The sequence below is a fragment of the Gimesia benthica genome (assembly GCF_009720525.1).
GTDB lineage: Bacteria > Planctomycetota > Planctomycetia > Planctomycetales > Planctomycetaceae > Gimesia > Gimesia benthica.
On record NZ_CP043930.1, the window covers coordinates 4,781,676 to 4,800,109 of the forward strand.

Annotated in this window: 13 protein-coding genes; 9 read left to right on the forward strand and 4 right to left on the reverse strand. The window is 54.0% G+C overall.

Annotation, left to right across the window (positions count from 1 at the left end):
* The first annotated feature begins 99 nt into the window (after window positions 1–99).
* Window positions 100–957 carry an alpha/beta hydrolase gene (locus F1728_RS18570; protein WP_228030233.1) on the forward strand — a complete coding sequence of 286 codons (858 nt, stop codon included), beginning with the start codon at window positions 100–102 and terminating at the stop codon, window positions 955–957.
* A gap of 23 nt (window positions 958–980) precedes the next feature.
* Here the strand turns inward: F1728_RS18570 and F1728_RS18575 are convergent, their stop codons facing one another.
* Window positions 981–5,228, reverse strand: a complete 4,248-nt coding sequence (locus tag F1728_RS18575; RefSeq protein WP_155365340.1) for a PVC-type heme-binding CxxCH protein — start codon at window positions 5,226–5,228, stop codon at window positions 981–983.
* 69 nt (window positions 5,229–5,297) lie between these two features.
* Window positions 5,298–6,560 carry an SGNH/GDSL hydrolase family protein gene (locus tag F1728_RS18580; RefSeq protein WP_155365341.1) on the reverse strand — a complete coding sequence of 421 codons (1,263 nt, stop codon included), beginning with the start codon at window positions 6,558–6,560 and terminating at the stop codon, window positions 5,298–5,300.
* A gap of 206 nt (window positions 6,561–6,766) precedes the next feature.
* Between F1728_RS18580 and F1728_RS18585 the strand changes: the two genes are divergently transcribed.
* Window positions 6,767–7,708 carry a cysteine hydrolase family protein gene (locus F1728_RS18585; protein WP_228030234.1) on the forward strand — a complete coding sequence of 314 codons (942 nt, stop codon included), beginning with the start codon at window positions 6,767–6,769 and terminating at the stop codon, window positions 7,706–7,708.
* Between the two features lie 47 nt (window positions 7,709–7,755).
* A complete protein-coding gene (locus tag F1728_RS18590; protein ID WP_149343946.1) occupies window positions 7,756–8,310 on the forward strand; it encodes a suppressor of fused domain protein in 555 nt (184 codons plus the stop codon).
* Between the two features lie 32 nt (window positions 8,311–8,342).
* On the opposite strand, the gene F1728_RS18595 is transcribed toward F1728_RS18590, so the two are convergent.
* Window positions 8,343–9,860 (reverse strand): FAD-dependent oxidoreductase, encoded by a 1,518-nt coding sequence (locus tag F1728_RS18595; RefSeq protein ID WP_194242427.1) that lies wholly within the window; start codon window positions 9,858–9,860, stop codon window positions 8,343–8,345.
* A 266-nt stretch (window positions 9,861–10,126) separates the two neighbouring features.
* Here F1728_RS18595 and F1728_RS18600 point away from each other — a divergent pair, with 266 nt between their 5' ends.
* The 6 genes from F1728_RS18600 to F1728_RS18625 all read left to right on the forward strand — a co-directional run bounded on the left by F1728_RS18600 (window position 10,127) and on the right by F1728_RS18625 (window position 17,087).
* A complete protein-coding gene (locus tag F1728_RS18600) occupies window positions 10,127–12,505 on the forward strand; it encodes a PSD1 and planctomycete cytochrome C domain-containing protein (protein WP_155365343.1) in 2,379 nt (792 codons plus the stop codon).
* A 55-nt stretch (window positions 12,506–12,560) separates the two neighbouring features.
* Window positions 12,561–13,919 (forward strand): DUF1501 domain-containing protein, encoded by a 1,359-nt coding sequence (locus tag F1728_RS18605; protein ID WP_155365344.1) that lies wholly within the window; start codon window positions 12,561–12,563, stop codon window positions 13,917–13,919.
* Window positions 13,920–14,013: 94 nt separating this feature from the next.
* Window positions 14,014–15,078, forward strand: coding sequence for a sulfatase-like hydrolase/transferase (locus F1728_RS18610; protein ID WP_155365345.1), 1,065 nt, complete (start codon window positions 14,014–14,016; stop codon window positions 15,076–15,078).
* Complete coding sequence (locus F1728_RS32610) at window positions 14,970–15,395, forward strand: sulfatase family protein (RefSeq protein ID WP_155365346.1); 426 nt, start codon at window positions 14,970–14,972, stop codon at window positions 15,393–15,395. Before F1728_RS18610 ends, F1728_RS32610 begins: the two co-directional genes overlap by 109 nt.
* Before the next feature lie 61 nt (window positions 15,396–15,456).
* Window positions 15,457–16,089, forward strand: a complete 633-nt coding sequence (locus tag F1728_RS18620; protein WP_155365347.1) for a DUF502 domain-containing protein — start codon at window positions 15,457–15,459, stop codon at window positions 16,087–16,089.
* A gap of 98 nt (window positions 16,090–16,187) precedes the next feature.
* The gene (locus F1728_RS18625) at window positions 16,188–17,087 is read left to right on the forward strand and encodes a metallophosphoesterase family protein (protein ID WP_155365348.1); all 900 of its coding nucleotides are present in this window, start codon (window positions 16,188–16,190) and stop codon (window positions 17,085–17,087) included.
* Window positions 17,088–17,096: 9 nt separating this feature from the next.
* On the opposite strand, the gene F1728_RS18630 is transcribed toward F1728_RS18625, so the two are convergent.
* Window positions 17,097–18,425 (reverse strand): Trx7/PDZ domain-containing (seleno)protein, encoded by a 1,329-nt coding sequence (locus tag F1728_RS18630; protein WP_155365349.1) that lies wholly within the window; start codon window positions 18,423–18,425, stop codon window positions 17,097–17,099.
* Window positions 18,426–18,434 lie beyond the last annotated feature (9 nt).

The window sequence follows — 18,434 nt, forward strand, 5'->3', positions numbered from 1 at the left end:
CTGCCCAGCTACACCCGTTAATGGGGGACCGTTATGATAGTGAATTCTGAGTCCATATCTGATTCCAACTGAAGTTGATTCCTGCAGGAGATCTCAACCGTGAAATATTTTCTACTGTCTACCTTTCTATTCTGCTCGTTGGCTGCAGCGCCCATTGAAACTCCCAAACCGGATGCACAAATCGCAGTCTGGCCTGATCGTCCTCTGCTGGACCAGAGCGATGACGAAGTCAAATACAGCAATATCATTCGTATTACCAAAGTGAACCGGCCGGCAATCGAATTTTACAAAGCCAAAAATGCCAAACCCAACGCCCCCGCCGTCGTCATTTTTCCGGGAGGTGGTTACAACATCCTGGCTTACGATCTGGAAGGAACCGAAATCGCGGAATGGCTGAATTCCATCGGCATTCATGCAGTGGTCGTCAAATACACGGTCCCCGGTAATCAGCGCGAACAGGCCCTGAAAGACGCCCAGCGTGCGTTAGGACTCGTGCGCAGTAAAGCACAGGAGTGGGGCATTAAACCGCAGCAGATTGGTGTACTCGGCTTCTCCGCCGGCGGACACCTGGCAGCGAACCTGTCGACCAACTATGAGAAGCGGAATTATGAACCCATTGATGCAGCCGATAAACTCAGCTGTCGTCCCGACTTTACCGTTCTGATCTACCCGGCTTACATCTACCAGGAAGACGACAAGCGTAAGTCGGCTCCCGAGATCAAAGTGACCGACCAGACTCCGCCTGCATTCATTGTCCAGACTCTCGATGACCGACGCCTGGTCGACAGTGCATTCAATTACACACGTGACCTGAAAGACGCCAAAGTCGATGCCGAACTGCATCTCTTTGCCAGAGGGGGGCACGGCTACGGTCTGCGACCTTCAGACAACCCGGTCTCCAACTGGCCCGATCTCTGTGGTGCCTGGATCAAACGCACGACAGCACAACAGGATTGATCCTGTATCCTGACAGCCGAGTCTCAGGGACCGCCGACCACTTTAAAGCGGCCCTGGGGCTGCTGTTCTGCTTTCAGGAACTCTGCCCGTAGACCAGTGTCTCCCCGCGCATCGCGGTCGATCTCGAAAGTGATCTGACTCCGTCCGGAAGGGAGAAGCAGGGTTGTCATTTCAGATACGGGCACCGACGTCTCATTCAACCACAGCTTGACCCCTTTCGAGGAATTCAGTATTAACTGCACATTCCCGGCTTGTGTCACATCAACCAGAGCCATGGCTCGTGTGACAGGCTTTTGCAGGTTCAGGTCAGCCGCAGGCAGCGTGCCATTCACCATGCTGTAAGCAGCAACTCCTGAATCTGCCAGAGTTTTGATCTGCGCAGAATTTTCTGCTGTCATAGCCGCCTCTGCACCCTGTAGACGCCAGCGACGCACCACCTGAGCTGCACTCGTTGCGTAGGGACCGGGACGTCCGAGCTCAGTAACAAATTTAACCAGGTCCAGAAATTCCTGGCGGCTTTTCAGTTTACTCGCGAGTCCCTGAGGCATCAACGAGGGCAGCTTCTTCGTAAATTCAATCTGATCTGCGGGAATCGTGACCTGCTTCCCCTGCTGGGCTGCGTCTTTGAGTACCACCTTGGAATTATCCTGTACCACCAGAATTCCGTTGATCACGCGTCCTTCATCGGTGACCACCATGATGCTCTCGTAGAATTCCTTAATCACTTTGGAGGGACGCAGGAATGAATCGACTATGTAGTCCGGAGGTGAACTTGAACCGATGGCTGCCAGGTCCGGACCCAGTACAGGTCCTGCATTGGAAATACTGTGGCACTTCATGCAGGCCAGCTCGGCCCTGCGGAAGATCAACTCACCCCGGGCGGCGTCCCCCTGCTCTCGGGCTTCACTGGCCAGATCGAGTACATTCTCTTTGAGTAGCTGCGCTTCCAGAGAATCCTGCATCACTCCCCCGCCAAAAGCATCGATTAAAGCCTGATTCGTTTCGCCGGTCTCGATTAGATGTTGGCGAATACGGGCCGCCATTTGTGCGTTCAACTTTGCCGATTTCAGCTGCTCTGCCAGAACCTCAGGGCCCCCTTTTCGTTTCGTGAATGCAGTCAGGAACCAGGCGGGATCAGAATCCTCGGGATCCTGACTCAGAATGTCTGGTGTCAGACGGGCTGCCTCTTTGAGGTCATGTGCTGCCAGACCATAGATGCCCAGCAAACGCTGGTTGACAGGTTTCCCGGAATTCGCGAGCCCCTTCAGATACTTGATCGAACCCGCATCCCCCAGCATTCCCAGCGATTCTGCTGACAGCTGCTTAACTTCCGGGTCGGTGTCTGCGGCATTCAGATTTCGCTGTAATCGTCTGCCTTCGCGCGTCAGTTTCCAGGAACCAATCAGCCGGGCTACTGATTTTTGCACAGGCACACCAGGTACAACCGCAGAGCGGCTGAGCATGGAACCGACGTTGCCTTTCGGGACGACGCCCCGTTCCCGTGCAGCCCGATCCATCGCATCCAGTAAGATGCTGAGTGCCTCGGGAGAGATGCCTTTGCCACCCTGTGTTTTGTATTCGCGTGTGACTTCCACCAGACTCAGTACCAGTGGTTCCAGTTGATTCGCATTGGCTTTCTCCGCGACAACCTGGGCGGGTCCTTTCAGCAGATCAGCATCAATACTGCCCGCATTGAGCAGATCAATAATCACATCAATGGATTCATTCGACAGCAGATTCGCCAGGGCATAATTTTTATGTGCCGGCTTATCGAACTGAAGCTTACCTGCCTGCTGCGCTTTGACCCAGTGATCCTGCAGCCCGTCGATGGTTAACTTCAGCGAGTGTTCCAGATAGCGATCCATGGGGGCATCGATGGCCTTGACCGCGATCGTGACCGAACGGGGATCGGGAATATATCCTGCTGTCAGAATCGCTTCCAGACGGACACGGGGATGCGCGTCGTGGATTGCAGCTTCCAGTAGCTCAAGCGGATTTTTTATCTGGGCATGCCAGTAACGCAGCACCCGCAGTGCAGCGGCCCGGGCACGTGGATCCTGGGCTTCCAGTACCTCTCGCAACAGTTTTTCATTCTTGACCCCAATGGTCTGAAAGCACCAGAGCGCTTCCAGTCGATGATGGTCGTAGTTCGGCTCCTGGGGAGCCAGGGTCAGCAGCCAGTCGTTCAGGGCTTTTTTCGCCTGTTGCTGGTCCGCATCATAGAGGACACGCCTGACCTGTTGACGCGTGAAGCTCTCCGGGTCTCGCAAGTGGTTCACCACATCTTTCAGGGGGACGTCGGTCAGTTGAGGACGCTCAACCAGAGGACGTCCCTTATAAGTCACCCGCCAGACACGGCCATGTGTCGTATCGCGTCGTTCATCGCGAAAGCTGTGTTGCATGTGACCAATCAGCGGATTGTACCAGTCCAGCACATAAGCGGCTCCATCCGGTCCCATCTTCAGATCAACGGGGCGGAAGTAAGAACTGCTCGACTGAAGCAGAGGCTCCAGCCCTTTGACCGAATAACCGGCTCCATCATCGGTGACTTCATAGCGTGCCACCGCGTGTGTTTTATACTGATTGGTCCAGATCTCTCCCTGGACTTCCGGGGGAAAATGGCGGCTGGCTACGAATTCGCCGCCACACTGCTTCGTTCCTTCGCCGCTGGCCTCGTAACCCAGCTTGGCGCGACTGTTCGCGGTCAGTGGTGCACTGAAATAGATGCGCGGGTTGTCGATCACGAACGACTGCCCCCAGTCATCGAACATGTGCCCCCATGGATTCGAAGCACGATAGTCCGCAAACACATTCAGCTTCAGAGTGCGTGGCTGGAATTGAAATACGCCTCCATTTTCCAGGCGGACCGTACCGTACGGGGTCTCTACCTGGGTATGCATGAAGGTCCCTTCCTGGAAGTAGAGCCAGCCTCCCGGTCCCCATCGCCAGGCGCTGATCGAATGGTGGTTGTCTTCTGTGGCAAAGCCGGTCAGAACCACTTCCCGATGATCGGCTTTCCCGTCTCCATTCGTGTCTTTGAGGAACAGGAGATCTGGTGCGTTGGCAACGTAAACGCCACCGTCACCCAGTTCCAGTCCCGTTGGCACATAGAGCCCGTCGGCAAACACCGTTGATTTATCTGCCTGTCCATCGTTGTCGGTGTCTTCCAGAATCACAATCTGATCGTTTGGTTTTTCGCCCGGAGAAACCTGTGGGTACGAAGTAGAACAGATCACCCACAGTCGCCCCTGGGGATCCCAGGTCATGTGAATCGGATTCACCAGCATCGGTTCGGCAGCGAACAGGTTCACCTCGTAACCAGGCAGCAACTGGAATGTCTTACGTTCCGTTTCGGGCGTGTGATCCTGAGTCAGTTCGAACGGTCGCTTCAGATTAGGCGCAGAATTCGCGACCGCCAGTTTTTCCGGCGTCGTGCCTACGGGCAATTCCAGACACCAGTGTATGGCGTTGATCAGCAGGCGATTAAAAGCGTCCAACCGAAATGAATCTTCATGTCCCAGTGTGGTAGTAAAGACACGACTGTCCCATTCATTCTTCCACGTCCAGGCAACGGGCCAGCTCATCTCGCCCGTCAGTTCATAAGTGCCAAACTGGTTCTTGAAGATCCCTTTGCGTTTGGAGTTTCCTGTACCGGTCAAGAGCGGTGTGGCGTCTGCAGGGATATCTGCCTGATAGAGGACACCGGGGGCCAGAAATTTCGCTGCGACCCCGTTCAGAATGTCATGATCGCGATGTTCCAGCACATGCTCCACAACTGTTTCACCTGTGAGGTGAAAAAAATATTCGGAACCTAAAACGCGTTTGCCGAATCCCCGGTTCCACTCTTCCAGGGGATGCCCTTTTTCGTAATCGAAGGCATGCGTGCTGGTTCGCAGGCCGATCACCGGTTTTCCGGATTTGATGTAGTTCTGAATGTGCGCAAACTGCCGCGGCGGTAGTTGCAGGAACCGCATGAAAAATACAGCCAGATCCGCTTCTTCCAGTACTTCCAGCCCCGGAAGTCCTTTCTGGTTACGTTCGGGATCACCGTCAGGCAGCACCACGGTCGTCTTGAAACCATACTGCTCCAGCCGCTTCGCGAATGCGGGCAGCGTTTTCTGTGGAGCATGATGGGTTGTCCCCACCACAAACACTACGTGTGGTTGCGCCGGTTTCTGATCCGCAGCGAAAACGGATTGTGTCATCACAAAGCAGATCGAAGTCAGAATCAGTCCCAGGCAGAAGCGGGCTGGATCAATTGAGTTTCGCATGAGTCACTCTATATATCGAATTGAAAAGTTTCAGTAATGAGGGGGAAGTCTTGTCAGGTCGATTTGTAATCAGTCGACTCGAATCAGTTCCCATTTTGCTGCTTCGATGGGTCGGGCCTGTTCCTGAATCGTTTTCTCTCGAGACTGGATCAGTTCGTCGAATGTTTCCATCTCAGGTGGAAACGAGACGGCACCGAACGGTTTCGTGCGGCGACCGAAGATATACTCGGCGTTGTGTGCACGGTAGACATAAAAGAAGAGCTCATTCTTACGGTTGATGGTCGAACGAAGATCAGCCACCTGCACCTGGGATGGCAGGTTCAGCAACACAATGCCCCGGCCCCAGTCGCTTGCACTACCCGTCACAATCACAGTTCCGCCGACCACCAGTCGATAATTGCCCTCAGGTAAATATTTCACACTCAGGCGAGGTTGCCGGGCCAGCAGATCACTGTCTGCTATCGCTCCGTCCGGCGGTGCAGGGATCGGCAGGAGCAGCGGTTTGACGGTGAATTCAATCTGGTCCGACTTGAGATTCTGCTGTGTGACCTCTGCATTGGTCGTTTCGATCTTCTGAGATTTCAAATCGATCACCAGTTGAGGACTCGTGACCTCCTTCGCCAGCAAGCTGTCTGCAATCAGCTGACTCACCGCCCAATAGCCATATTGGTTGAGATGGATGCCGTTATGGGTCAGCTTCTGCGAAGGGTTGGCTTCCATCAGCCTGGAAGTCGCATGATACAGGTCGACGAAAGGCAACTGGTGCGCTTCCGCTACAGACTGCATCGTTTTTGTATATGCAGCCAGACTATGGTTATGGTCTGCAGGATCAGGCAGGGGTGATCCCATATTTTCGTGGGCGATGGGGGAGAGGATCACCACCCGCGGTGCAGTGGAACCATTATACTTCTTTGACTTCAGATGCTTGAGGAACTGTTCCCAGTGTTCGCGATACGCCTTCACCTCGCTCGGACCGGCGAACGATTCATTCATGCCAAAACAGGCGATAATCACATCCGCTTTCTCTGCTGTGAGATGGTCGTCCAGCGAACCAAAATTCAAGGGACGAGGCTGTAACGTCAGCGTGTCGCCCGACCAGGCCAGATTGCGAAAGCTGAGTTTGCTGACCGGTGCTTGTGCCGTCAGCAGCGTTTCCAGATAGTTATATAACCGCAGCTGGTCGGCGAACGTATTTCCAATAAAGACAATGCGATCTCCTTCCTGCAAAACCAGTCGCTTTAAGGGACTCTGAGCTTGCTCTGCCGCATTGATTGCAGGGACAGACAGCAAGAGGCTGCTGAGCAGCAGCAGCCATCCGATTTGATTGCGCATATTTCCAAATCCTGAATTTTCGGCACTGGAGAGGAGCGATTTCTGTTAGCTTGTTCTATTATGAATGGCAGGCAGAGCAAAGGAAAGCCTGTCTTTAAAACGAAGGAATGCTCATCTGGAATTAATAAATCAATTCCAATTGAATTGTGCAGACAGCCCCTGCACAATGTGAGCGGTATTCACTTTCCCGAATAGAGGTAAGAGGCATGATATTACATCCCGATCCCCGCTCGCGACGTCAGTTCCTGCAATCAATTCTGCAGGGGAGCCTGGCCGGTGCGCTGACTCCTTCCCTGGCCGGTTTACTCGCGGAAGAGACGACTGAGGCTGCCCGCCAGGTTCCGCCAGTACCGGGAGTATTGTCCGTCGAATTGAGAAAACGCGGGAAAGAGGAATCCGCGCCTGCTCAGATGGAAACCGCTGAATGGAAGGCTTCCGAAACCGCCATCATTATCTGCGACATGTGGGCCGATCATCCCTGCAAGCTGGCTGCACATCGGGTCGGCCGGATGGCTCCCCGGATGAATGACGTCATTTCGAAAGCCCGCGATCGGGGCGTCGCCATCATTCATGCACCCAGTGGGGGAATCCAGCTCTATGAAGATACACCTTACCGCAAACGAATCAAAGAAGCCAAGCCGGCCCAACCTCCCGTCAAAATCCAGGGCTGGTGTTATCTGAATCCGGAGAAAGAAGGACCACTCCCCGTAGACGATACCGTCAAACGCACCGATGGTCCCATCCGGGGCTGTGATGATCCTTTTCCGACCTATCAACCCAATCACGATCGACACGAACATCCGGCGATCAAAATCATCGGCTACGATGTCATCAGCGCTAACGGCCAGGAAATCTATAACTTCCTGGAACAGGAACAGCGGAAAAATATTGTGCTGATGGGCGTGCATACGAATATGTGCGTGCTGGGGCGACCGTTCGGGATCCGACAGATGCGTTACCTCAACAAAAACGTGGTCCTCTGTCGTGACCTGACCGATGCCCTTTATGATCCCCGCGACAAACCGTACGTTAGCCATACCCGGGGGACCGAAATGATCATAGAACATATTGAACGCTACTGGTGCCCCTCGATTCTCGGTAAAGATCTGACTCAGGTCATTCCAGGATCAGATAACCCGGCCAGTTGAACTAACTACAACACCATCTCTACTCGCTCTCAAGGATAAAATAATAAGTGGACACATTCGAAACGAACTGGCTCAAGGCATTAGAAGAACGCTTTGGAGAGATTGATGGTATTGTTGAAGTTCAAGCCAATGATGACCAGCCCGAGATCAAAGTGATCTACTTTGAGAACCTGCCTGAAGAGGGAACCCTGACTGCGGTTACCTGCGGTCTCTCTCAGGCCTCTCATCCGGACTGGGAGGAGGGATCAAAACCGGAATTGATTGTTTCTCTGGATACGAAAGACCAGAGCTGGGGATTCGCCGCCGGGTTCTTCGCCTCCGCGTTCTTCAACGAAAAACGCTTTTCTTATGGTGACATTTTTCAAATCGACGATCCGATCTCCGAAGAAAGTGAGATGAGTGCGTACCTGGTATTCGCTCCATCGTTTCTGAGTCAGGAAGAAGCGACATTCGAACTGCCCGATCGAACGATTCATCTACAGGGGCTCTATCCACTGTTTGAATCAGAAATAGATCTCTACGATGAAATCGGCCTGGAAAAATTCTGGCACCTGGACGGATTTGATCTGTATGACGTGAAACGAAAACCTGCGACCGCATAAGAGCACGGCAGGAGGGATACGAGGATCATCGGTCATTGGTTGTTTGATTTTCCCAGAATTTCTCCGACCAGGCGACCGCTGGTAAGTGCCCAGGCGATGTGCAGTCCATGTCCCCACAGCACCTGTCCTCCCATGCCGTTGCAGCCAATCGCGTATAAGCCGGGAATCGGATCACCATGCTCGTCCAGCGCCTGCAGTCCCTGGTTGATCGCCACACCCCCTTCCGTTGTGGTGAAATAGGCCTTCGCCGGTCCCAGCAAAACCCAGCGATTTCCGGCCAGCGGTTCAGTATCACCGGTCCTCCCAAACGGATCTGACTGCTGGCCTGAGGCGTACGCATTGAACTGGGCGACGGTGTCCTGTAAGTGGGTTAGATTCAACTGGCGATGCTTCGCGAGTTCTTCCAGTGAACCTGCAGCGGCACTCACATCGGGACGCAGTTTCAAATAATCTTCCACGTACGCATAGGCGATCTTGGGCGCTGTCGAAATGAAATGCGGCCACTCGCTGTAACAGGCAGCGATGCGTTCATCCAACAGAATATAAGCCGCTTTATTCTCCTGTTCCGAAATCGCAATCTCCCTCTCCGGAGAAACTCGCTCGTTGCAGAAACGCTGCCCAGCTGCATTCACGAGGATCGCACCATCGTCAAACAGTGCATTTTCCGGATGCTGCCACGTCAACAGCAGTCGCTTGATGCGCCAGTTGATCAGAAATTGAGGCAGATAAGGCACCAGCCGCCCCATCAGTTGCGCCAGAAATCCGCTGGTCGGCAGCAGTTGTTCAAACGGATCTCCCGGAGGTGGCACAAAACGGAGTTCCGGGCCATAGGTAATCTCCATGTTCAACAGTTGCGCTCCCGTCCGTTCTGCCAGCAGATGACCATCTCCACACGCTTTAGGATTCACCCCTTCAATCGAACGAAAACGATTTCCCTTAAATCGTCCGATGATCTCTGGTGCATTTGCATAATCACCCGCGGCTAAAACCACACCCCGGCGTGCCTGAATCGTCCGCCGTTTCCCCTGAATCTCAGCGACGACTCCCGTCACCCGCCCTGCTTCTCGAACCAGTTCCACCACTGGTGCATCGCAGACAATCGTCCCCTGTCGTTTGAGAATCTGTGCCTGGAAAGCGGCAATGTAGGCCTTCGCATTCGGCACGATATTGTGCATGCGCGGTACACGGTTGGGAGGCTCGGGGTTCGGTCCATGAAAGTGCAGTCCCAGATCGCGAAGCCACTCCAGGGTCTCTGCCGTTTGTCCCAGAAAGAATCGCCGCAACTCGGAATCATTTTGTGCTTCAATCTCAGGTGCCGCGAACAGACCAGCGTCGGTTTCATGATTATCGGGATTGTCTTCGATCCCCGCGGCTCGTTGCATACTGGTACCATTACCGGTAAACGAACCGATGGCCATCCCCGTGGTGCCACCCAGCTGCGGCTGCTTCTCCAGTACCAGTACCCGCGCACCAAATTCCAAAGACCGCGCTGCAGCAGCCAGTCCACTGCCACCGCCTCCGACGATCACAACATCAAATTCATTCTGCACGGGGTTGACTCTCTGTTGAATCTCAATTTCTGGGCCGTTCAGCCGCTCATCGTAGCAAAACCACGGGTCACATCAATCAGATAGACTGTAGCGATCAGTGTTGTACCTACAAAAATGGTGGGCATCGTCTTCAAACAGGACGAAGATATATTTAAGGTTGTTGACTTAAACGCATCAACAAAGTATGATTTAAGCTTGTTCACTAATCTTGCCTGTACGCGCCTTGTCGCGTATGACTTTTCCCACCTGATTAGAATTCGTCGGCCATGCGTAAGTTGCTCACCCCGCTCACTGCCGTCTATTGGATCATTGCGATCGCTTTCTATCCCGCGATCTCTGCCAGGAGTGCGAACAAGCCCTCCAAAAACATGCATCCACAGGAACGTGCCTTCTTCGAAAATAAAATTCGGCCCGTCCTAGTCAAAAAATGTTATTCCTGCCATTCCTCAAAGTCAGAAGAACTGGGGGGAAAGCTGCGGATGGATACCCGCGATGGGATGCGGGTCGGAGGAGAATCCGGTCCCGCGTTTGTCGAAGGACGCCCCAATGAGAGCCTGTTGATTCAGGCACTTCGTTATGACGGTCTGGAGATGCCCCCGGATGAGCCGCTGTCAGAAGCCGTGATCCAGGATTTCATTAAGTGGGTTGAAATGGGGGTCCCCGATCCGCGCGTCGAACAACCGGTGGCCGCCCGGAAACCTGATACTGAAAACGCGGCAGCGAACCCGGAACTCTGGTCATTCCAGCCGGTGAAGAATCCTTCACCACCGTCGGTGAAGGAACAAGACTGGTGCTTTGATCCCATAGATCGGTTTGTTCTCTCACACATTGAACAGGCCAAACTGCAAACCACGCACGATGCTTCACCCGTACATCTGGTCCGCCGCCTGTACTTTGATCTGACCGGCCTCCCCCCTGCCGCAGAGCAGGTAGAAACATTTCTAAACGATTATGAACAGCATCGCCAACAGGCGGTAACGCGACTGGTTGACGAACTACTGGCTTCACCTCATTTTGGTGAACGCTGGGGACGATACTGGCTCGATGTGGCCCGCTATGGTGAATCCAACGGCAACGATGGTTTGGGACGTAATCCAACCTTCCCCCATGCCTGGCGGTATCGGGATTATGTCATCCAGGCGTTCAATGACGATGTCCCCTACGATCAGTTTCTCACCGAACAGATCGCCGGCGACCTGCTTTCAGCACAGACTCCCGCAGAACGGGACCGTCTGCTGATCGCAACAGGCTTTCTGGCCATTGGTGCTAAACCAGCCAAGGCGATGAACGTCAACTTTGATATGGATGTGGTCAACGATCAAATCAATGTCATCAGCACCGGCGTCATGGGCCTCAGCGTCGCCTGTGCCCGCTGCCATGATCACAAACACGATCCGATTCCTGCCAGCGACTATTATGCCCTGGCCGGAATCTTTCTCAGCACCGAAACGATGTGGGGTTATGCCGCCAATCAACCTTTGACGGCACCTGAAACACCGCTGCACATTCTGAAAGCGAAAACCCACTATGTCGCACCACCCGACAGTGGTGTGAAACCGGTTGTCAACAAACGGGCGCAGTCCCGCAAAAAGAAGCCTAAAAACGTTTATCCGGCTGGTACCGCTCTGGCAATGGGTGTCCGCGAAAAGAAAAAAATCGTTGACTGTAAAATCAATATTAAGGGGGAATCCAAGAAGCTGGGCCCCCAGGTTCCCCGGGGTTTTCTCTCGGCCTGCAAAGTTGCTCAACCACCTGAACTTACTGACAAATCCAGTGGTCGGCTGCAACTGGCCCAGTGGCTCACCTCCGCCGATCATCCCCAGACAGCGCGCGTGATGGTCAACCGCATCTGGCTGCATCTGTTTGGTCAGGCACTGGTCCGCACTCCCGATGACTTTGGCGTTTATGGAGAGCGCCCCACGCACCCGGAACTACTCGATCATCTGGCGATTCGCTTTCGCTCGGAAGGCTGGTCGGTCAAGCAGCTGATTCGCGCGATCGTCCTCAGTCATACCTATCAGCTCAGCAGTTTCTGTGAAGCAGAAATTCTCGAAGCCGATCCGGAGAATCGCCTCCTCTGCCGACACAACCGTCGACGTCTGGATGCGGAATCACTCCGCGACAGCATTCTGGCAGCCAGTGGTCAGCTCAATCGAGAACCAGCACGGGGTTCAGCGATTGCCAACGTCGATGAACTGGTCAACAAGGTCAGCAATCTGCATCTACCTCACAATCATCGCAGTATCTACCTCTGCATGCTCCGTCATTCAGATCCCCCCGAACTCTCTGCATTCGATCTGCCTGATTCCACCAAACCGGTAGGCCGAAGAAACGAATCCACACTACCGACACAGAGCCTGTTCCTGCTCAACAGTCCGTTCCTGGTCGAGCAGGCAGACTGGTTTGCCAAAGAGGTGCTCTCCGATCCTGAACTGGATGAGAGCGGGCGAATTCATCTGGCTTATCGTCGTGCTTTGAACCGGACTCCAAACTCAGCAGAACTCGAGCGGGCTCTGACATTGATCCATGATGTAGACCAGGCACTCGAAACGGAATTCTCACAAGAGGAACTCCGGCGGGTCGCAGTCTGGGCCACACTCTGTCAGGGACTGCTGACAACGAATGAATTTCGCTACGTTGATTAATCACTGAGAAGATAAATCCAAAAAGAGAACAGAAGACGACACAAGGAATCCTGCCATGCTCGGAATCTCGCGCCGCGAAATGTTACGATCCGCCTCTTGCGGCTTTGGCTACCTGGCCATGTCAGCCTTGTGCGGGCAGCATTCGTTTGCAGCAAGTTCTGCGACGGCGCCCAGTCTTAACGCCCGGCCTCCTCAGCTGCCTGCTCGGGCGAAACGGGTCATCTTTCTCTGCATGAGTGGCGGACCGGCTCAGCTCGATACATTCGATTATAAACCGCAGACCGGCAAAAAGAAGCACGCGGGATCGGTGTTTGATTTTAAACAGCATGGTGAAAGCGGTCTCTGGATTTCTGAGCTCCTCCCCGAAACCGCAAAGCACGCTGACAAGCTCTGTGTCCTCAACGGCATGTATGCAGATATCACAAATCACGCCCAGTCATTCCTGCAACTGCACACCGGCGACCGTTTGCGTCCCCGCCCCAGCCTGGGCTCCTGGATCGTATATGGGCTGGGAACTGAGAATCAGAATGTGCCCGGGTTCATCAGTCTCTTTCCCCGCAAACCATCAGTTTATTCGAGTGCCTTTCTCCCGCCGGTCTATGAAGGAACGCCGATTGGCCTCAACACGTCGGACATGTCGAAAGCGACAATCAATAATATCGCCAGCGATCACCTGCCTGCCCGCGTGAAACGTCGTCAGCTCGATTTCGTGCAGGCCATGAATCGCGAACACGCTACTCATCGTCCAGACGATTCACGCCTCGAAGCCGTCATTCAGTCCATGGAACTCGGATTCCGGATGCAGGTCACTGCTCCCGAACTACTTGATCTGAGTAACGAAACCAGGTCCACACTCGAACGCTACCGCGTCGGTCAGGGCAAAGTGGTCGGTGCCTGTGGAGATTCCGACTTCGGTCGTCAATGTCTGCTGGCACGGCGATTCGCGGAAGCCGGAGTCCGTTTCATCGAAGTCAATCACGGCAGTTGGGATCAACACAGTAACCACCGTGCCGATCTGACCGCCAACTGTGAATCAACGGATGCTCCGATTGCCGCCTTACTGGAGGATCTTGAACAGCGAGGCCTGCTGGAAGAGACGCTCGTTGTCTGGGGAGGCGAATTTGGTCGCCCCGGGCTCGTGCCGGAAAACAAGAAGGATGGAACCGGGCACAACGCCCGCGGCTTCACTTTCTGGATGGCCGGCGGTGGTATCAAACGGGGACTGGCCTATGGGAAGACTGATCCGACCGGAGCCCGGGCCATCGAAGGGAAAGTTCACTTCCGCGATCTGCACGCCACTATTCTGCATCAGATGGGCCTGCAGCACGACAAGCTTACCTTCAAACAGGGGGAACGGGAATTTCGTCTCACTGGTACCGAAGGGGGTAAGGTCGTCAAGGACATTATTGCCTGAGCCCGGCTTTTCTATACAATGGTGAGTTAATCACACAGGGAGTATCTACCTCCCTGTTTCGCTGCCCGAATAAACTCACTCTGGTAAGAATACGATGCAACGACAACACCTGCGCTGGTACCTCATCTGCTTTCTGTTGCTGATCATGCTTGTAAAGCCTCTACCTGCAGCCGAGCGGCCGAACTTCCTGATTATCTTTACCGATGATCAGGGCATCCATGATGTCGGCTGTTATGGCAGCGAGATTCCCACGCCGAACATCGATCACCTGGCGAAAGAGGGGCTGCTGTTTCGGCAATACTACTCTGCCTCCGCAATTTGTACACCATCCCGGTTTGGGCTGCTCACAGGACGCAATCCGAGTCGCTCACGCGACCAGCTGCTCGGCGCTTTGATGTTCATGAGTGACGTCGATCAGAATCGGGGCATCCAGCCGGATGAGACGACCATCGCAGAAGTCCTGCAGCAGAACGGATACCAGACCGCCCTGCTCGGTAAATGGCATCTGGGGCACGGCACCGAATCCTTCCTCCCGGTATCACACGGTTTTGATCTGTTTCGCGGCCATACCGGAGGTTGTATTGATTACTTCACAATGACCTATGGAAACATTCCTGACTGGTACCACAACCGGCAGCACGTGACCGAGAACGGGTACGCCACCGATCTGATTACCGAAGAAGCAGAACACTTTCTGAAAGACCAGCGGACTGCGGAGAAACCGTTCTTCCTGTTCCTGGCGTATAATGCGCCCCACTTCGGCAAAGGCTGGTCTCCCAAAGCTCAGGAACCGGTAAACATCATGCAGCCGCGTGGGGATGACCTGAAACGGGTCTCCTTCATTAAAGACAAAGTCCGCCGCGAATTTGCCGCCATGACGGTCGCCCTCGATGATGGCATCGGTCGTGTCATGTCGACCCTGAAGAATAACGGTTTGGGTGAAAATACAGTGGTGATTTTCATGACCGATCACGGTGGCGACTACGTTTACGGCGGCAGTAATCAGCCGTTTCGAGGGGCAAAGCCACTCTTTTTGAAGGGGGTATCCGTGTGCCCTTTATCATGCGCTGGCCCGGCAAGATTAAAGCGGGAACTGAAACCAGTGAAGTCACCTGGGCGCTCGACCTGTTCCCCACCATTTGCCGATTCGCTGATGTAGATACCAGCGGCCTGACTCTGGACGGTCGTGATATTTCGACACTACTGACAGAACAGAAACCGGTTGGCTCCAGGGAATTCTATTGGCAACTGGGGCCCCATCAGGAACTGGATCGAGGCCGCTGGACCGCTGTCCGGCAGGGGGACTGGAAATACCTGCAGGACGCCCAGGGAGCAGAATTTCTGTTCGACCTGAAAACAGATCCCTATGAAAAACAGAACCTGATTAAAACAGAGCCGGAAAAATATCAGGCACTCCAGAAACGTCGGGATGAACTTGCCAAACAGCTCTCACCCCAGGCGCAACCCCGCGAGTAGACTATTAAACATTCTACAGTCTGATTTACACCGCTGAATCTACAGAGACGAGATCCTTTTCATGGAACAGCATGTCAAACAAGTTAAAAAGAGTTTTGGTTTTCTGAAAACCACCGCCATCGGGGGACTGATCTTTCTGTTGCCCCTGATTGTCATCGGGATTCTGGTGGGGGAGATTGCTCCCATCGTTCTGGCAGTGGCCAATGTACTCTCTATTTACATCGACACAACTGACCCCGCGGGCGTCGCACTCTTGTTTGCATTGTCGATTGCGATCGTCGTGTTGATGTGTTTCTTAGCGGGGATGATTGCCCGCTGGTCTATCGGACAAAAACTGTCCAGGTTCATGGAAAAGAATCTGATCATTCTCTTCCCCCGATATGCCATCTATCGTGAGCAGCTCAAAGGCAGTATTGGCGGCGAGCATAATAAACCGGAATTGATTCCAGTTCTCGTTCGCTTTGACGATGTCACCCGTCTGGCTTTCGAAGCCGAGCGCATGGAAGGTTCACTCGTTTCCATCTTCCTGCCCGGTTCACCCGATCCCTGGACGGGGAAAGTGATCTTCATGACGCCGGATCGGGTCGAACGGCTCGATATTCCCTTCTCCGAAGCGCTGGGAATCTGCGAACGGATGGGGCGCGAGTCGCTACACTTTCTGGAACAGCCGCCCCGGCCAATCACGGAAAATTAATTCAGGTTTCGGTTTCGTCTGGTTCGGGGGGCGAGTAGGATAATAGCTCTACCAGTTTATTCCTGCCTCTAAACTCGATCCATCAGGGAGTATTTCCCATGCCCGTGCATCTGCCCGCCCAGAACCGTCGCCAGTTCCTGTTTACCCTCGGAGCCGGTTTCCTCACTTATTCTGCTGGTGCCTTTGCCAAAGACTCACAACAGTCAGACATCATCTACTTGCTCAACGACACCCATATCGGCGAGAAGCACCCGGAGAATTCTCCCGTGCCCAGTCATCTCCGCAAAGTAGTCAGTGAACTGGTAAGCCTGGAGCAAAAGCCCGCCTGCGTCCTCATCAATGGAGACCTGGCACTGCGGGATGGTCAGCCCGGTGATTACCGTCATTTGGCGAAACTGATTCGCCCCCTGCAGGAGGCAAAAATCGACATGCACCTGACTCTGGGCAACCATGACGAGCGCGATGTGTTCTACAGCGTCATGCAGGAAGAACAGCCAGAAACACCGCCGGTCAAATCGAAGCATATTTCCGTGGTGCAGACACCGCATGCGAATTTCTTCCTGCTCGATTCGCTGCACAAAACCATGGTCACTCAGGGAACACTGGGAGCAGAACAACGAACCTGGCTGGCGAAAGCCCTCGATGCCCACGCCGATAAGCCTGCCATCATCATGACGCACCATAATCCCCGACTGGGAGGCGATCCCAATCACTTCCCGGGTGGCTTAACTGATTCGGTCGAACTCTGGGAAGTCCTGGCACCCCGCAAACAGGTGAAAGCTTACATCCACGGACACATTCACCATCGCAGTAATGCCGAGCATAAAGGGATTCACATCATCAATACACCGGCGACCTCCTATGTCGGGAATCCCAAAGCTTCCACGACGGGCTGGACAATCGCGAAACTGAGCCCTACGGGCATCACTCTCACCACCCGTACTACCGATGATCAACATCCCTGGAATCACCAGACTCAGACACTCGCCTGGCGTTAAGCGAATACCTCACTCCTGACGGGGCAGACTCAGCTTAAGCTGTTTCCCGCCCCGGAAGACAGTGACGTTTACCGTCTCTCCTGGTTGATGGGCGTTGACTCCATAAGCTAACAGATCGGTCTCGCGGGCCAGATTGGTCTGACCATCAAAGCCTGTGATGATATCCCCCTCCTGAAAGCCCCGTCGCCTGGCGGTGGCATGCAGACCATATTTGCCCAGACCCCGAATTCGCAGGGCCATCGATGCATTTGCAGGCAGACCGGCTGCGGTTCGTTCTTCGGGAGTTGTATCTTCCAGGATCGCCCCTCCCAGCACCATCCGCCGCATCGGCCAACTGCTCACGCGCCACGACAAATCATCGGCTCGTTTCCAGCCGCTGGGCAAGGCGAGCGTCAGCTGTTGTTTCTTGCCCTTACGTTTGATCTGTGCCGTCAACTCATCCTGGCTCTCTGCGCGATGCAGGATCCACTGAATGTCTGCGATTGACAGCAAGGGTTGACCAGCCAGCACCAGTAACTCATCACCGGGCTGAAATCCTGATTTCGCAGCAATGGAATCAGGTTTAACTTCTTTCACCGTCGCTTTTTCAGTCGGATCCAGAATCAGACCCAGGATTTTAGGATGCGGATACTGGAACAGGATTCGTTCCGGTAGAGGCTTTCCCTGTCGCAGATAAAAGTCTCGCTGGGCATCACCGACCTGATGACAGTGGATGCAGCTTTTGACGACTTCTTTTTTCTCGTTAATCTGCGACTGGTAACGTCCTTTCAGCAGTGGATACTTTTCTGGCGAAGGAACGTCGGGGCGAGGCCCCTGCTTGGCGGCCAGGGAATCTTTCACTGAGTCATATTTCGCATGCAGTTCCAGTGCCCCCTGCATCGCCTTGGCCAGCCCCTCGATCGACACATCTTCGGACCAGAGAGTGTGATGAGAGCGTGTACCAAACCGACCGTAAATCGTTCGATCTGCATTCAGCAGAAACACCGCAAAAGACTGATCGTAGTCATATTGAAACAGGGAGAGATCCAGACCATTGGTCGAGATCTGCCGCACCCGCACAAACTGATCCATCAGTGGTTTCAGCTGAGGATCTTTTTCCATCAGCTCCTCATCCAGTTTGACACACTCTTCGCAGGGGATACACCGCAGGACAACCAGCATGGGGCGTTTTGTCTCCCGCGCCTGCTGGAAACCCCGTTCCAGATCGTTGTAGATCCAGTAGCCCGAGGCTTCCACTTTCTCCCGATCCCGACGCACTTTTTCTTCGCGCGTCTGGGCCTGGAGCAGTGAACCAAAAGTCAACACACAAAGTACACAGGCGCAAACGTTTCTCAGCATAGTACTGTC

Excerpts from the sequence above, each read along its gene's own strand:
- F1728_RS18575 (WP_155365340.1), bottom strand. The coding sequence starts at position 5,228 with ATGCGAAACTCAATTGATCCAGCCCGCTTCTGCCTGGGACTGATTCTG.
- F1728_RS18580 (WP_155365341.1), bottom strand. The coding sequence starts at position 6,560 with ATGCGCAATCAAATCGGATGGCTGCTGCTGCTCAGCAGCCTCTTGCTG.
- F1728_RS18585 (WP_228030234.1), top strand. The coding sequence starts at position 6,767 with ATGATATTACATCCCGATCCCCGCTCGCGACGTCAGTTCCTGCAATCA.
- F1728_RS18600 (WP_155365343.1), top strand. The coding sequence starts at position 10,127 with ATGCGTAAGTTGCTCACCCCGCTCACTGCCGTCTATTGGATCATTGCG.
- F1728_RS18605 (WP_155365344.1), top strand. The coding sequence starts at position 12,561 with ATGCTCGGAATCTCGCGCCGCGAAATGTTACGATCCGCCTCTTGCGGC.
- F1728_RS18610 (WP_155365345.1), top strand. The coding sequence starts at position 14,014 with ATGCAACGACAACACCTGCGCTGGTACCTCATCTGCTTTCTGTTGCTG.
- F1728_RS18620 (WP_155365347.1), top strand. The coding sequence starts at position 15,457 with ATGGAACAGCATGTCAAACAAGTTAAAAAGAGTTTTGGTTTTCTGAAA.
- F1728_RS18625 (WP_155365348.1), top strand. The coding sequence starts at position 16,188 with ATGCCCGTGCATCTGCCCGCCCAGAACCGTCGCCAGTTCCTGTTTACC.
- F1728_RS18630 (WP_155365349.1), bottom strand. The coding sequence starts at position 18,425 with ATGCTGAGAAACGTTTGCGCCTGTGTACTTTGTGTGTTGACTTTTGGT.